Annotated in this window: 11 protein-coding genes; all 11 read left to right on the top strand. The window is 30.8% G+C overall.

Going from position 1 to position 16,253, the window contains the following annotated elements; translation table 11 throughout:
- Positions 1-95: 95 nt before the first annotated feature.
- The 11 genes from ACTS9J_RS10350 to ACTS9J_RS10300 all read left to right on the top strand — a co-directional run bounded on the left by ACTS9J_RS10350 (position 96) and on the right by ACTS9J_RS10300 (position 15,900).
- The gene (locus ACTS9J_RS10350) at positions 96-860 is read left to right on the top strand and encodes a hypothetical protein (protein ID WP_291090955.1); all 765 of its coding nucleotides are present in this window, start codon (positions 96-98) and stop codon (positions 858-860) included.
- Between the two features lie 42 nt (positions 861-902).
- Positions 903-1,616 carry a lipoyl(octanoyl) transferase LipB gene (gene lipB, locus ACTS9J_RS10345; protein ID WP_291063248.1) on the top strand — a complete coding sequence of 238 codons (714 nt, stop codon included), beginning with the start codon at positions 903-905 and terminating at the stop codon, positions 1,614-1,616.
- A gap of 60 nt (positions 1,617-1,676) precedes the next feature.
- Complete coding sequence (locus ACTS9J_RS10340; RefSeq protein ID WP_291069938.1) at positions 1,677-4,394, top strand: helix-turn-helix and ligand-binding sensor domain-containing protein; 2,718 nt, start codon at positions 1,677-1,679, stop codon at positions 4,392-4,394.
- 178 nt (positions 4,395-4,572) lie between these two features.
- Positions 4,573-7,503 (top strand): SusC/RagA family TonB-linked outer membrane protein, encoded by a 2,931-nt coding sequence (locus tag ACTS9J_RS10335; protein ID WP_291046557.1) that lies wholly within the window; start codon positions 4,573-4,575, stop codon positions 7,501-7,503.
- Positions 7,504-7,522: 19 nt separating this feature from the next.
- Entirely contained in the window at positions 7,523-8,956 is a 1,434-nt protein-coding gene (locus tag ACTS9J_RS10330) for a RagB/SusD family nutrient uptake outer membrane protein (protein ID WP_448353197.1), read from the top strand.
- Positions 8,956-10,296 (top strand): glucoamylase family protein, encoded by a 1,341-nt coding sequence (locus tag ACTS9J_RS10325; RefSeq protein ID WP_221855170.1) that lies wholly within the window; start codon positions 8,956-8,958, stop codon positions 10,294-10,296. The genes ACTS9J_RS10330 and ACTS9J_RS10325 overlap by 1 nt, the downstream gene beginning before the upstream one ends.
- A 10-nt stretch (positions 10,297-10,306) precedes the next feature.
- Entirely contained in the window at positions 10,307-12,553 is a 2,247-nt protein-coding gene (locus tag ACTS9J_RS10320) for a glycoside hydrolase family 3 N-terminal domain-containing protein (protein WP_291046564.1), read from the top strand.
- Positions 12,554-12,646: 93 nt separating this feature from the next.
- Positions 12,647-13,099: an endonuclease/exonuclease/phosphatase family protein gene (locus ACTS9J_RS10315; RefSeq protein ID WP_219034582.1), complete on the top strand. Its 453-nt coding sequence runs from the start codon at positions 12,647-12,649 to the stop codon at positions 13,097-13,099.
- Positions 13,096-13,485: an endonuclease/exonuclease/phosphatase family protein gene (locus ACTS9J_RS10310; RefSeq protein WP_349676128.1), complete on the top strand. Its 390-nt coding sequence runs from the start codon at positions 13,096-13,098 to the stop codon at positions 13,483-13,485. Before ACTS9J_RS10315 ends, ACTS9J_RS10310 begins: the two co-directional genes overlap by 4 nt.
- A gap of 5 nt (positions 13,486-13,490) precedes the next feature.
- Entirely contained in the window at positions 13,491-14,945 is a 1,455-nt protein-coding gene (locus ACTS9J_RS10305; RefSeq protein WP_219034584.1) for a glycoside hydrolase family 30 protein, read from the top strand.
- A gap of 103 nt (positions 14,946-15,048) precedes the next feature.
- A complete protein-coding gene (locus ACTS9J_RS10300; protein ID WP_219034585.1) occupies positions 15,049-15,900 on the top strand; it encodes a carboxylesterase family protein in 852 nt (283 codons plus the stop codon).
- Positions 15,901-16,253 lie beyond the last annotated feature (353 nt).

The raw sequence follows: 16,253 nt of genomic DNA, 5'->3' as shown, positions 1-16,253 counted from the left end.
TTTTTATTCAATCGTTAATGTATGCTCAAAACCATTATTTTTAGTGAGATTATAAAAAATAATTTCGAGTATTTTTACAATCAAAATTTAGCTAAATGAAAAGAATATTAGTAGTTGGTTTAATGGTTTTAGGATTGCAATCGTGTACAATAAAAGAAGAATATGTCATAAAAGAGGATGGGAAAATTGATTATAATTATTCTTTAAATGGCAACGACCTAAAATCATTTATTCAAGATGAGTCAGGTTATAATGCGCTTTTGGATGAAAAAAAACAAGTTGTCGAAGATTTGAAAAAAGGTTTAACAATAGAAACTCTATTCAAAATAATGACAGATGACGAAGATTTTTTGAAAGATAAAAGAAGTAATGCAATCAATTATTTTGAGGAAAATAAGTTAGCATTCGAGAAGTTTAAACACCACAAAGTGTTTGTAGATTTTAATGAGTTAACTTATTCATCAGTATTAATTTCGAAACCAACTTCGATAAATAAGGAAAGTAAAGAATTGAATGATTTTTTGTTTAATTTATTTATCGCGATTGATAATCCGTTTAACACGAATTATTTAAATAATCAGAAAAATATAAACACGAACAGTTTTGAAATTGTATTCAATAAAAATGAATATGAAAAATTAATTAAAAGCCTAACAAGTAAATTTGATAGGAGAATGGAGGATAATATGATGTTCAATAAGATGTTTAATTATCAATTGATCATTCATGCACCAAAAAAAATAGTAAGTAGTACAAATGAAGATGCTAACCTTTCTTTTGATCAAAAAACGATCAAACTAAATTTTACATTTAACGATATTATTTCTGTTAAGAATAAATCAGTCAAAATTACTTATTAAGTTCTTAGTTTCGTAAATTTGACATTCGAAACACATTGTGAAATGAAACAAATTGTCGAATTCCAAGATTTAGGAATTAACAGAGATTACCAAGAGATTTGGGATTATCAAGAAAGTCTTTTAGCAGAAAATATAGCTGTAAAACAATATAATAGAGCGCAAGATAAGGAGGGAAGTTCAGATTTTAAAAATACTAGAAATCATCTACTTTTTGTAGAACATGCGCATGTTTATACACTTGGAAAAAGTGGACATTTAGAAAATATGTTGGCTTCGAGTGATAAATTAAATGAAATAAATGCAACTTTTGTGAAAACGAATCGTGGTGGAGATATTACCTATCATGGACCGCAACAATTAGTTGGTTATCCTATTATTGATTTGGATAATTTCAAGCCAGATATTCATTTGTATATGCGCAATTTGGAAGAAGTGATTATCAAAACTATTGCCGAATATGGACTAAAAGGTGAGCGTTCTCAAGGAGAAACTGGTGTTTGGTTGGATGTTGGTCGACCTTTTGCTCGAAAAATTTGTGCAATGGGTGTTAAGGCTTCACGTTGGGTAACAATGCATGGTTTTGCACTAAATGTGAATACAGATTTGCGTTATTTTGAATACATAGTTCCATGCGGAATTCACGATAAAGCTGTTGCTTCATTGGAAAGAGAACTTGGATATCAGGTAGATATGAACGAAGTGAAAGCGTTTACAAAAAAACATTTTGCAGAAGTTTTTGATGTAGAATTTAAATAAGATAATTCAAAAATATAATCTATTTTTAAAGACCGTTTTTACGGTCTTTTTTATTGCACAATGAGAAGCTTATTTATTCTATTTTTACTTGTTTCCACTTATAGCAAATCTCAATCGTTTGCGCCAATTATTTCGAATTATTCTAAAAGCGAATATTTGGGCGAATCGCCTATTTGGGATATTACAGAAAATAACAAGCAAGGAAAAGTATATTTTGCGAACAATAGAAATATCTTAGAATATGACGGTAATTTTTGGGAAAAATATTCGCCAAATAGCTTAACAATTATACGTTCTGTTTTTACAATGAATAATGTATTGTATTCAGGTGCATTAAATAATTTTGGATATTGGAAAACGATTGAAGGAAAGAAAGTTTACATTTCAATTTCAGATAAATTCAAAAGTTTTGAAGGATTAGAACAAGAAGAAATCTGGAAAATATTTTATCATAATCGTTCTATTTATTTTCAATCGTTCAATTATCTTTTTCAATTTGATGGTAAAACAGTTAAACGATACAAATTACCTGCGCTTTCTTCTTACGTTTATCTGGTGAAAGGTAAAATGTTAGTAGCGACTATTTCTAAAGGTATTTTCGAATTTAATAATGGACATTTTGAGCCGTTATTTGAAATTGAAAAAGGTAAATCAATTGTAATTCATGGAATAGAAAAATATGATAATGATTATTTAGTTGGTACATTAACAGAAGGAATTTTCAAGTACAACAAAACAGCTGGTTTACAAGAGTTCAATGTGGAATTCAATAAAATGCTAAAGAATTATTTAGTGTTAAAAATGATTCGATTAGAAGATAAATTAATCATTGGAACATCAAATAATGGGATTTATGTATATGATTTAAAAACTAATTCTTACAAAAATTACAATCAAAACTCTGGGTTAATCAGTAATACAATCCAAAATATAAGAATAGATTCTAAAGGAAATGCTTGGCTTGGAACGGACAAAGGTATTTCGAAAATAGAATTGAAAAACAAAACTCAACTTTTATATGATTACAATGGTCATTTAGGAAATGTTTTTTCGTTCGACTTTTATAAGGATAATATTTTGCTGGGAACAAATCATGGATTTTATAATTATTCAAATACTTCAAACCAAACAAATTCAGTTCTCGAAAAAGGTTTAATTTGGAATATAACAAATATTGATAATACAATTTATGTTTCGGATAGTTGGGGAACTTACATTTATTCAGGACTATTGAATAAGATTTCTTCTACAAATGGAGGTTTTAAATTGATCAAAAATGGAAATAAATTATATCAATCATCTTTTACGGGAATCAATGAATATATACAAGGTTCTCATAAAGAATCTACTAAAGTTTCTAGTTTAACTATTCCTATTATTGATTTTGTTATTGTCGAAAATAAAATTTTAGGAACTGGAAAAAATGGTGGTTTATATTTATTTGATCTTAAAAATAGAACAGGTAAGGAGATATTTTACCAACATAAAAAATTAGTTAATCCGCAAACTATTCTCGAAGATAACAAGGTTTTTGTACTGATTGACGATCAACATTTAGTCCGTTATGATATAAATAAAAATTTATTTTCTGATGAGAATTTAGATTCAAAATTAAAGAATATTAATCGAATTCGTTATTTAAAGGAGAATCGTTATTTAGTTGAAGCGGATAATATTCTGTATTATTCTAAAGTGGAACAGAATAAATTGATTCATTATTTAATTCCAAAAAAATTGTATGATGGAAAATTGGTTGATGACAATTTAACGGCTAAAATCAACGATCAGTTTTTATATATTAACCTCGAAAACGGATTATTGAAATATGATTTAAAATCTATACGTCGTGAATTACCAAAGATTAAAATTAAAGCAAAAATCAATCAAACGGTTTTGAATAATGAACCTAATATAGAGTATTCAAATAATTATATAGATTTTTATGTTTCAATTTTGAATGATGATTTTGCGAATTATCAATTATATTATCAATTAAATAACTCTAAAATTCAACCACTTAATCAGCCAATAATTAATTATAAACAATTAGAAAGTGGTTCATATCAATTGTCAATTTATGCTTTAAAAGATGGAAATTTTGTTGAGTTGAATCATTTTGATTTTCGGGTTAAAAAGATTTGGTATTTATCAAATTTGATGATATTATTTTATATTTTATTAATTGTTGGATCGATTTTGGCTATTTATAAGTATAACAGAATGAAGTTGAAACAAAGTTTCAGAATTAAACAAAAGCAATTTGAATATGAATTGAATTTGATGGAAATGAAACATCAACAAGAGTTGAAAGAATTGAATCATCATAAAGAAAAACAACATTTAGAAACTTCTTTACAAACAAAATCTACAGAATTGGCAGGACAAGCTTTGAAATTAGCTAATCAACGTGCTATGATCCTAGAAATTAATCAATTGTTTTCTCAATTGGAAATGAATGAAATCAATAAAAAGTTAAAAAAGAAATTTGAGAAAACGTTTTCGGAATATAGTTACAACAGAAATGAATGGCAAAATTTCGAATTAAATATTCAGGAAATTCACCAAGATTTTATTAAGAGATTAGCTGACAAGTATTCTAATTTAACTGCGAAAGACTTAAAACTGTGTGTATTCCTTCGAATGAATTTATCAACCAAAGAGATTGCTCCTTTAATGCACCTTAATTATCGATCAGTAGAACTACAACGATATAGATTACGCAAAAAAATGCAAATTCCTTCTGAAATAAACCTAAATAAGTATATGATTAATTTTTAAATATCGGAAAATAAATTACATCATAACTACATCATGTTGTAAATGTAATGATTTATAATTATTTGGTATTTAGTATTATATATTTTATTTTTTTAGAAAATTATTCTAACTAAAATTATTACTTGTTAATCAAGTGTTAAAACATTCTATTTTTGAAATAACCATTTATTGAAATAGAATGAAAAAATATTTTCTTCCATTATTTATTCTCGGGTCTTTCTGTGTAAATGCCCAAGTTACTAACGATTCTATACAGATAGGAGATCCTTTTGAAAGTGATTCTATTATACTAGATCAAGCCGTTGTGGTTGGATATGGTACTGTTAAGAAATCAGATCTTACATCAGCTGTTTCATCAGCTAATGCTAAAGACATTACGCAAATTGCAAGTACAACTGCCATGCAGTCTTTGCAGGGTAAATTAGCTGGTGTTAATATTATTAATACGGATACTCCAGGAGGTACACCAACTGTTTTGGTTCGTGGAATGGGTACAGCTTTGGGAGGTAAAGCTCCTTTGTATGTTGTGGATGGGTTAATTGTTCCAAATATTAATAATATTAATCCAAATGACATTGAAAAAATTGATGTTTTAAAAGATGCAGGATCTTCAGCTATTTATGGAGTTCGTGGTGCAAACGGTGTTGTTGTTGTAACAACTAAACGTGGTAAAACAGGAAAGATAAGAGTTAACTATGATTCATATATTGGAGTAAGAAATACTATGAATATGGTAGATATGGCTGATGCTAATCAGTACATAACTTATTTTAACGAGCAAAGAAAAGCAACAGGAGGTTCTTTGATTTCTACAAATCAACAATATAACACGAATTGGTTTGATGAAATGTTAACCACAGGACAGTTAGTTAGTAATAATGTTTCGTTGGCTGGTGCTGGAGAAAATATTAATTACATGTTCAGTATTAATAATTTCGAAGAGAAAGGAATTTTAGAAGGAAATAACTTCAAAAGAACAACTGTTCGTAGTAACAACGATTACAAATTGTTTGATGGAGTTTTAAAGATTAAACAAAACGTTAGCGCTACATTTTCTAGAGAAGTTCCTAAACCATATGGAGCATTTGATACAGCTTACCGTCAGTCACCATTAGTTCCTGTAAAATATGATAACGGAAGATGGGGTTTACCTATTTTTAATACAACTACAGGAGAAGTAACATACGTTGCAAAACCAGGAGAGGTGACAAGTAATTTGAACTCTCATGGTAATCCAATGTCTACTTTATTCTATGATAATCAAAAAGCTAATTCTACTACGCTTCAAGGAAATATTGAAGCTGAACTAAAATTAGCAAAAGGTTTAACTGTAACTTCTCGTGCTGGAGGAACAAAATATTGGTACAAATACAGAGAATTTAATCCAATTAAAGAAAGATGGATTGCAGGTAATCCAATTAGAACTGCTGCTGAATTTGAAGATTTAAAAGCGAAAAATCCAGCAAGTTCAACTTATATGAATAACTCTCTAAATCTAAATAATGTAGAAACATTTAGATGGTCATGGGAAAATTTTGTAACATTTGATCGCAAATTTGGAGATCATTCGTTCAATGTTGTTGCGGGAGTTTCTGCTGAAAAAATGGGTATTGGTCAATATTCAGATATCACAGTATATGATGTTCCTGATAAAGAACAATATTGGTCAGCTCATCATGCTTCTGGACAATACAAGGCTGCAATGGATCAAAATAATTACACTCCAATTGCTTATGCTTCTTATTTTGCGCGTTTACAATATAATTACGCAAATAAATACTACGTTTCTGGAATTATTCGTAGAGATGGCTCAAGTCAATTTAAACAAAACGAAAAATATTGGGGAACTTTCCCATCAGTTTCTGCTGCTTGGAATATTTCTAACGAAGAGTTCTTAAAAGATAGTAATGTAATTTCTTTCTTAAAACTTCGCGGAGGTTGGGGACGCTTAGGTAATGCAGATGTGCCATACAATTATACAACAATTTCTACTTCAACAGGTAGTGATAATGCGAATTATGTTTTTGGACCAGGTCAAGATTTAATTTATGGAGCTTATATCGGATCTCCAGCTTATGATATTTCATGGGAAATTGTAGATGAATGGAGTGCTGGTCTAGATTTCGAGTTATTGAAAGGTAAATTATCAGGAAGTTTAGATTACTACAACAAGACCACGAAAAATGCCATCTTAAATATTAAACAAATAGGATCGTCTCCTTATGAAAAAGATTTTTATGACCATGCTGCAAAAGTAGTAAATCAAGGTTTTGAAATTGCTTTGAATTATCGTAATGAAACAGCTGGAGGATTTAGATATTCGATAGGTGGTAACTTTAACTACAATGAAAATGAAGTGAAGTCTGTGAAAGAAGGATATTCTGGAATGACAGGAGGTTCTTTAGGAAATGGACAAATTGCAAAACGTTTAGAAGCTGGTCAACCACTTGGTTCTTTCTGGTTATATGAAGTAGAAGGTGTTTGGCAAACACAAGATGAAATAAATAGCAATGCTCATTTATCAAGTGCTCGTCCAGGACATTTACGCTACAAAGACCAAAATGGAGATGGAGTTATTGATGATCGTGATAAAAAATTCATGGGATCATATATTCCAAAATATAACTACGGAATCAATGTTAGTTTAGAATATAAAAATTTCGATTTAACGATTAGCGGTTACGGAGCTGGAGGTAACAAGATTTACAATGGTATCAAAAATACACGTTTAGGAGGGGAAAATATAACAGTTGATATGTTTAACGATCGTTGGACAGGAGCTGGTAGTACAAATTCTCATCCAGGAGCGGAGCGTGATCAAGTTGCTTCTTCTTACTATTTAGAAAAAGGTAATTATTTCAAATTAAGTAACATGACAATAGGATATAATTTTAGAGATAAAATTGATTTTATCAGAAACCTAAGATTATATGTTAGTGCACAAAATGTATTCATGATTACGAAGTATTCAGGATTTACACCGGAATTAACTTTAGATAATGTAAAAGGAAAACGTTATGATGGAAGTCCTTATGGAACGACAGGTATGGATTTCTCTGCATATCCAAATGTTAGAACATTTTTAGTTGGATTAAACGTAGAATTCTAATCTAGAAAATTTTAAAAAAATGAAAAAAAATATATTTAAAATAGTAACATTAGCTTCTATTCTTTCAATCGGAACATTAAGTTCATGTACAAGTGATTTTTTGAATGTAGATTCTCAAGAAAATATAGCTATTGATGATCAAGCTTCTCAATCTCCAGAAAAATATGTGAATGGTATTTACGGAATGTTTACAGATTGGGATTATGCATTCTCTTGGTTAGGAGTTACTGAAATGATTTCTGATAATGCAGATAAAGGAAGTTCCTCTACAGATAATGGTGGAGATAAAAGAGATTTAGACGAATTATTACATAGTTCTACAACTGGTTCTATCGAAGCTATGTGGAAACGTTTTTATAAAACAATTGGTAGAGCGTCATATTCTATAAAATATACGACAGAATCATCAATCACAGATGCAGAAAAAAATAGATTAATTGGGGAAGCAAAATTTTTGAGAGCTGTTTCTTATTTCTATTTGGTTCGTATGTTTGGAGATACTGTGATACAGGAGTTAGATGTTCCGGCGTCTTATTCAGTACGTAAACCAAAAGCAGAAGTTTATGCATACATTGAAGCAGATTTATTAGATGCAATATCAAAACTTCCTACTAAAAATGAATATGCTGCAAAAGATTTAGGACGTGCAACAAAAGGAGCTGCTCAAGCTTTATTGGCAAAGGTATATTTATACCAAGGAAAAAATCAACAAGCGTACGATATGGCTACAACCGTTGTTAATTCTGGTATTTATGATTTAGAAAGTGATTACGCAACAATTTGGAGAAAAGAAACTGAGAATGGTAAAGAGTCTTTATTTGAAATCCAAGCTCGTGGAGATGCTGTTGCGCATGGCGTTCAACAATATTCAGAAACTCAAGGAGCTCGTGGTACTGGAGGTTGGGGATGGGGATTCAATGTTCCTTCTCAAAATTTATTAGATGCTTTTAATGCTGAAGGAGATGCTATTCGTCGTGATGCAACAATCATTTTTAGAGGTGAAACTTTATATGACGGTCGTTTAGTTCCAACTTCTGTAGAAAACCCGATGTATAACGAAAAAGCGTATTCAAGTGCGAATCTTGGTTCTGCGGATGGAGACAAAAACATTCGTGTAATTCGTTTTTCTGAAGTTTTATTAATTCAAGCTGAAGCAGCAAATGAAATTGGGCAAGATGCTTTAACACCTCTTAATCGTGTTAGAACACGTGTAAAATTAGCTCCAATAGCAAGTATGTCTAAAGATCAATTACGATTAAAAATTTGGAATGAAAGACGTTTGGAGTTAGCATTTGAGCATGATCGTTGGTTTGATTTAGTTCGTACTGGTCAAGCAAAAGAGATGATGGCGAAAAATGGTAAAACTTTCGTTACTGGAAAACATGAATTGTTCCCAATTCCAAATGGACAAATTATTCAAACTCCAACAATGACTCAAAACCCAGGTTGGTAATGATTAAATTAAATAAAACAATAGTTACTTGCGCTTTTTTATGTGGCGCAAGTGCTTTTGCTCAAACAAAACAAGAAAATAAGCTGTTAGATAAAGTTCAAAAACAGACGATTCAATATTTTTGGGATTACGCTGAACCTCATTCAAAATTAGCTCGTGAACGTTTTCATCCTGATGGTTTTTATCCAGAAAATGATTCAAATATCATTACAACAGGAGGAACAGGATTTGGATTAATGAGTTTAATTGTTGGTATTGATCGCGAATTTATTCCAAGAAAAGAAGCAACTGAACGAATTTTAACAGGATTGAAATTTTTACAAAATGCAAATCGTTTTCATGGAGCTTGGCCACATTGGTTAAATGGCGAAACAGGAAAAGTAAAAGCTTTTAGTACATACGATAACGGAGGTGATTTGGTAGAAACTGCATTTCTTGCTCAGGGTTTAATTTGTTTGAAAGAGTATTTCAAAGATTCTAAAAATGAGAAAGAAATAGAGATTTCGCAATTAGCTGATCAACTTTGGAAAGAAATCGATTTCAATTTTTATACACGAGGAGAAAATGTGTTGTACTGGCATTGGTCTCCAAATTACGAATGGAAAATCAATTTTCCTTTAAAAGGATTTGATGAAACCATGATTACGTATGTTATTGCTGCGGCTTCTCCAAAACATTCTATCAATTCAGAAGTTTATTACAATGGTTGGACGAGAAATGGTGATATAAAATCAAATGATTCTGCATACGGAGTTCCATTGATTGTAAAGCATAACGGAGCTAATAAAAATGTTGGACCTTTATTTTGGGCACAATATTCATTTATTGGACTTAATCCGAACAATTTAATAGATGGAATTGGTATTGATTATGGAAAAGTAGTGAAAAATCAAGCAAAGATTCATTACATCTACAATCAACAAAAAACGGAAAGTTTCAAGAAGTACAAAAAAAATATGTGGGGATTAACGGCAAGTTATACCTTCAATCGAGATGGAACAGAAGGTTATACAGCACACTCTCCATTAAATGACAATAATGTAATTACGCCTACAGCTGCGTTATCGTCTTTCCCATATGCACCGAAAGAATCTATGGATTTCTTGAAGTTTATTTACGAAAAACAAAACAAAAGCTTGATTGGAGTAGCAGGTCCGTATGATGCGGTTGATGTAAAAAATGATCGAGTGATTACGAAATATTTGGCGATAGATCAAGGAACAATTACACCAATGATAGAGAATTATCGCTCTGGATTATTGTGGAAATTGTTTATGCAAAATGAAGATGTACAAAGAGGTTTAGACAAATTGAAATTCAAAACAACAGCCTCGAATTAAAATCAAAAAAATGAAAAAACTAATTTATTCAATTGCTTTCTTAGGATTAGCATTCAATACTTATGCGCAAAAAATAAAGTTTGATAAATCGAAATCGAAATCAGAGTTTATTGATTATGTGATGAGTCAAATGACGATTGATGACAAAGTGGGTCAGATGGTACAATATACCTATGATGGAGGTGATGTTACAGGCTCTGCAATTGATAAAAATTATATAAAATACACGAAACAAGGTATGATGGGGTCTGTATTTAACGCTACGACAACAGATATTACCAAAAAATTACAAAAAATTGCTGTTGAAGAAACACGTCTTGGAATTCCATTAATTTTTGGATACGATGTAATTCATGGTTATGAAACTATTTTTCCAATTCCACTTGGTGAAGCTTCTTCTTGGGATTTAAAAGCAATTGAAAAATCGGCTCGAATTGCTGCTGAAGAAACAGCTGCTGGCGGAGTTCATTGGACTTTTGCTCCGATGGTTGATATCGGTTTTGATCCTCGTTGGGGACGTGTTTCTGAAGGTGCAGGTGAAGATACTTTCTTAGGAAGTAAAATTGCAATAGCGCGTGTTAATGGTTTTCAAGGTAAAAGTTTATATGATTTAAATACCGTTTTAGCGTGTACAAAACACTTTGCAGGATATGCTTTAGCGCAGGCTGGTCGCGATTATGGTTCGGTAGAAATTTCTGATCGTTTCTTAAGAGATTATATTTTGCCGCCTTTCAAAGCGACTGTTGATGCAGGTGCTGGATCTTTCATGACGTCTTTCAACGAAATTGGAGGAGTTCCTTCTACAGCAAGTAAATATTTGTACGATCAAATTTTGCGTAAAGAGTGGAATTATAAAGGGTTTGTTGTAACAGATTATACGGCGATTCAGGAATTAGTTCCTCATGGAATTGCAAAAGATTTGGAAGAAGCAACTCTAAAATCGGTTGAAGCAGGAATTGAAATGGATATGATGAGTGGTGCTTTTCTTAATCATTTATCAAAATTGGTAAAAGAAGGAAAAGTAAAGCAAGATGTGATTGATACTGCGGTTCATAGAATTTTGGAAGCAAAATATGACTTAGGACTTTTTGAAGATCCATATCGTTATTCAAATGCAAAACGAGAGAAAGAAACGGTAATGAAACAAGAGTTTTTAAATGAAGCTCGTGATGTTGCGCGTAAATCAATGGTTTTATTAAAGAATGAGAAACAAATTTTACCATTAAAAGAATCTCAAAAAGTTGCGGTAATTGGACCTTTAGTTAAAGATGAAAAAAACATCATCGGAAACTGGGCTGCACGTGGAGATCGATACGGAAAAGCGTGGTCTGTTTGGGAAGGTTTGAACGATGTTTTAGGTAAAAATGCAAAAATTACTTACGCACAAGGAACAGAACTTAATTCGTCTAAAACTGATGGTTTTCAAGAAGCAATTAATTTAGCGAAAAACTCGGATGTAATTGTTGCGGTTATGGGAGAAAACGAGAATCAAACAGGTGAAGCTGCTTCTCAAACAAATATAGATTTACCAGGAAATCAGAAAGAATTATTAAAAGAATTAAAGAAACTTGGTAAGCCAATTGTTTTAGTTTTAATGGCTGGTCGTCCAATGACAATTTCGTGGGAAAATGATAATATGGATGCAATTTTATACGCATGGTATCCAGGAACAATGGGAGGTTTAGCGATTACAGATGTGTTGTATGGAAAATACAATCCTTCGGCCAAAACACCGATGACATTTCCTCGTTCTGTAGGTCAAATTCCAATTCATTACAATCAAAAAAATACAGGTAGACCTTATTTAGGAGAAAGTGATGCAGAGCAAAAATATAAATCTCGTTATACAGATTCTCCGAATTCGCCTTTATATCCATTTGGTTATGGTTTAAGTTATACAACGTTTGATTATAGTAACTTAAAAGTGAATAAATCAACGATGAAGAATGGAAAAGATGAAATAAAAGTCACTGTAAATGTTAAAAATACAGGAAACTACGATGGAGAAGAAGTAGTACAATTATATGTTCGCGATTTAGTAGGAAGTGTGACGCGTCCAGTTCGAGAATTGAAAGGTTTTGATAAAGTGATGATTAAGAAAGGAGAAACAAAAACAATTACGTTTACATTAACTCCAGAAGATTTAAAATTCCACGATATCAATATGAATTATGTTGCTGAAGCTGGAGATTTCGACATTTTTGTTGGAGGAAATTCAGACGCAACGCTTAAAACAAGTTTTACTTTAGTTGATTAAATTCCTCATTTATAGTTTTAGTTAGAAATTTAATTTATTTCTCATCCAAGTAAGTATTGTTGTGCTTACTTGGAATTTTTTAACATCACACACATGAAAAAATATATTAGTTTAAGTTTAGTTTTAATCATGACAATGATAGGTTTTGCACAACAAAATTTATCAATTATGTCTTACAATATTAGATTAGCGTCTGTTGATGATGGCGCAAATCATTGGAATATTCGCAAACAAAAATTGGTTGATTTAATCAAGTATTATGATGCTGATTTTGTTGGTGTACAAGAAGCGCAAGTTCCTCAGTTAGATTTTATCAAACAAAATAATTCGAGTTTAGATTTTATTGGATCTCCTCGAAATGATGATAAAAATGCTGAATATTCTGCTATTTTCTACAAAAAAGATCAATATAAAGTTTTAGAACAACATACTTTTTGGTTATCAGAAACGCCAGAAAAAATGTCGAAAGGTTGGGATGCTTCTTATTATAGAATTATCACTTACGGATTATTTCAAGATAAAAAAACGAAAATACATTTTGGATAATCAATACACATTTTGATAATGATGGAAAAATTGCGCGTCAAAAATCGTTAGAAATGATTGATAATTTAATTCAAAAGTTAACTGAAAAGAAAAACGTTCCAGCATTTTTTATGGGAGATTTTAATATGAATCAAAACGATGAATCTGTTAAATATATTCAAAACAAATATTTAGATACTCGTCTAAATGCGCAAATGGTTTATGGACCAGATTTTACATGGGAAGATTTTAAATTCAATGTAAAAGGAACAGAAATTTTAGATTACATTTTTTACAAAAAGAATTCAAAAGTAACGTGTAAAAGTTTCAATACGATTGATGATTTCTACGATTTCAAATATCCATCAGATCATTTACCAATTTTAGCCAAATTTTTAATTCAATAATAATTATGACAAAATCACATTTGAAATATCCTCTTATTGCAGCTTTATTGTTAAATTATTTTGCCGTAAATGCGCAAGATTTTAAACTTTCGAACAAGAAAATCGAAATATATACAACTGCTAAAAATACGAATCAACGTATCGCAAAATGGACAGATAAGTTAGCTGTAAAAAAGTTTCCACAACCAAAAGAAACAGATATTGCAATTTTTATTGATCCAAAACGTAAATTCCAAAAATTTGAAGGAATTGGAGGAGCTATCACAGATGCTTCAGCAGAAGTTTTAGCAAAATTGCCAAAGAAAGCGCAACAAGAAATTATCAAAGCTTATTATAGCGAAAAAGAAGGAATTGGTTATTCGTTGATTAGAACAACAATAAATTCGAGTGATTTTTCGAGCGATAGTTACACGTATGTAAAAGATAATGATAATGAGTTAAAAACTTTTGACATTGCACATGATTTGAATTATAAAATTCCGATGATTAAAATGGCAAAAGCAGAAATGAAAGATGCTTATCGTTTATATGCAAGTCCTTGGAGTCCGCCAGCTTGGATGAAAACGAATAACAGTATGTTAAAAGGAGGTTCTTTGAAACCTGAATATTACCAAACTTGGGCTAACTATTTTGTGAAATTTATCGAGAATTATGAGAAAATTGGTTTACCAATTTGGGGAGTTTCTATTCAGAACGAACCAATGGCAACGCAAACATGGGAATCGTGTATTTATACAGCTGAAGAAGAACGTGATTTCTTGAAAAATAATTTAGGTCCGACTTTTCACCAAAAAGGATTAAAAGACAAAAAAATTATTGTGTGGGATCATAACCGTGATTTAATTTACCAGCGTGCTTCAACTATTTTGAATGATCCTGAAGCTGCTAAATATGTTTGGGGAGTTGGTTTTCACTGGTACGAAACATGGAACGGAAGCGTGAATTTATTCAATAATGTAGCGTTAACTCACGAAGCTTTCCCGAATGTTAATCTAATTTTTACAGAAGGTTGTAAAGAACAATTTGATTACAATCAAATGGGAAATTGGGCATTGGGTGAAAAATATGGTTACAATATGATCAACGATTTTAACTCCGGAACAGTTGCTTGGACAGATTGGAATGTTTTGTTGGATGAAAAAGGAGGACCAAATCACGTAGGAAATTTCTGTTTTGCACCAATTCATGGTGATACTAGAAATGGACAAGTTACGTATACAAATTCGTTTTACTACATTGGTCAATTCTCAAAATTTATTCGTCCAGGTGCGCAAAGAATTGCAGCATCGTCTAATCGTTCAGATTTAATGACGACTTCTTTTGTAAACAAAGACGGAAAAGTTGTGGTGGTTGTGATGAATCAAACAGATAAACCTTATCAATATAATTTATGGATAGAAGGAGAAGCTGTTGAGGTGAATTCGCAAGAACATTCGATTAGCACAATCATTATTTCGTAAAAAAATAGAATAATTAAAGGGAAAATTATTTATAGTAAATTGCTTGACAAATTGACAACGTAAGAAGTTAAAGTCAAGCAATTTTTATTTAAAATAGAAGAAAATGAAATATTTAGTTGCCTTATTTTTAATGATAAGTTATACATATGCGCAGAAAACGATAGTATATGATAAAAAAAATAATTTAGCGTTTGATATTTATTATCCGAAAAACTATAAAGAGAATCAAACCTATAATGTATTTGCTTGGGTACACGGAGGCGGATTTTCAGGAGGAACAAGAGCGGATAAAGAAGAAATTGAACGAATGAAAGATGCTCAAGAAAGAGGTTTCGTAGCTGTTTCTATCTCGTATAGATTATTGGCAAATTCTTCGGCTGGTTTTGGGTGTGATTTGCCAAAACAAGAAAAGTTGATGATTTTTAAAGAAGCCTCTTTTGATGTTTTAACTGCGCTAAATTTTATTCAAAATAATTCAAAAGAACTTAAATTCTCGATTAATAAATTAATTTTAGGAGGAAGTAGTGCAGGAGCGGAGACTATTCTAAATGCTTATTATTTGAGAGATTTATGGTACGGAAATCAATTCAATCAAGTTAAAATTGATGGATTAGTAAGTTATGCAGGAGCGATTGTAGACAATCGTTATGTTACAAAATCGAGTGTTTTGCCAACAGTTTATGTACATGGTTTAAGCGATGATGTTGTACCAGCTTACAATGCGCCACACAGAAGTTGTTTGGATAATCAACAAGGGTTTTTTCCTTTAAATGGTTCTGCTACTTTAGAAGATTTGAATAGAAAATATAGTCAGGCATCTTTTGCTATTTTCTCTAATTCAGGAAAACATGAATGGTCTGGATTAAGAAAGCAATATTTAGACGAAGTTTTCAATTTTATTAATCAATCAATAATTGGAAATAAAAAAGTAAATAATCGAATAATTGTTGACTAATAAAAATATAAGTACATGATAAATTATTTAATGATTATAAATATAAAACAAACAAAGAGCAAAATTTCTTCTGCTCTTTATTAAAAAAAACTAACCAACCTTATACTATGAAAAATTTGTATAATCTTTAATCTCTTTTATTACGAATCACAAATAAGAATTGTAAATTTAAGAATAGAATTATTATTTTAAATTGATGTAGATCAAGAAATAATAGGTAAACAATCTATAGAATCTGATTCAGTTTTAGCTAATGGAACAATGACAATCACTCGAAAATCTGATAAAAAACTACAATGACAAATTTTGAAGGAGGAACAGCTTGTTAATTCTTAAATAAAAAGACAAAGCAA

The sequence above is a fragment of the Empedobacter sp. ULE_I140 genome (assembly GCF_053482575.1).
This window is presented reverse-complemented; position numbering and strand designations above follow the sequence as displayed.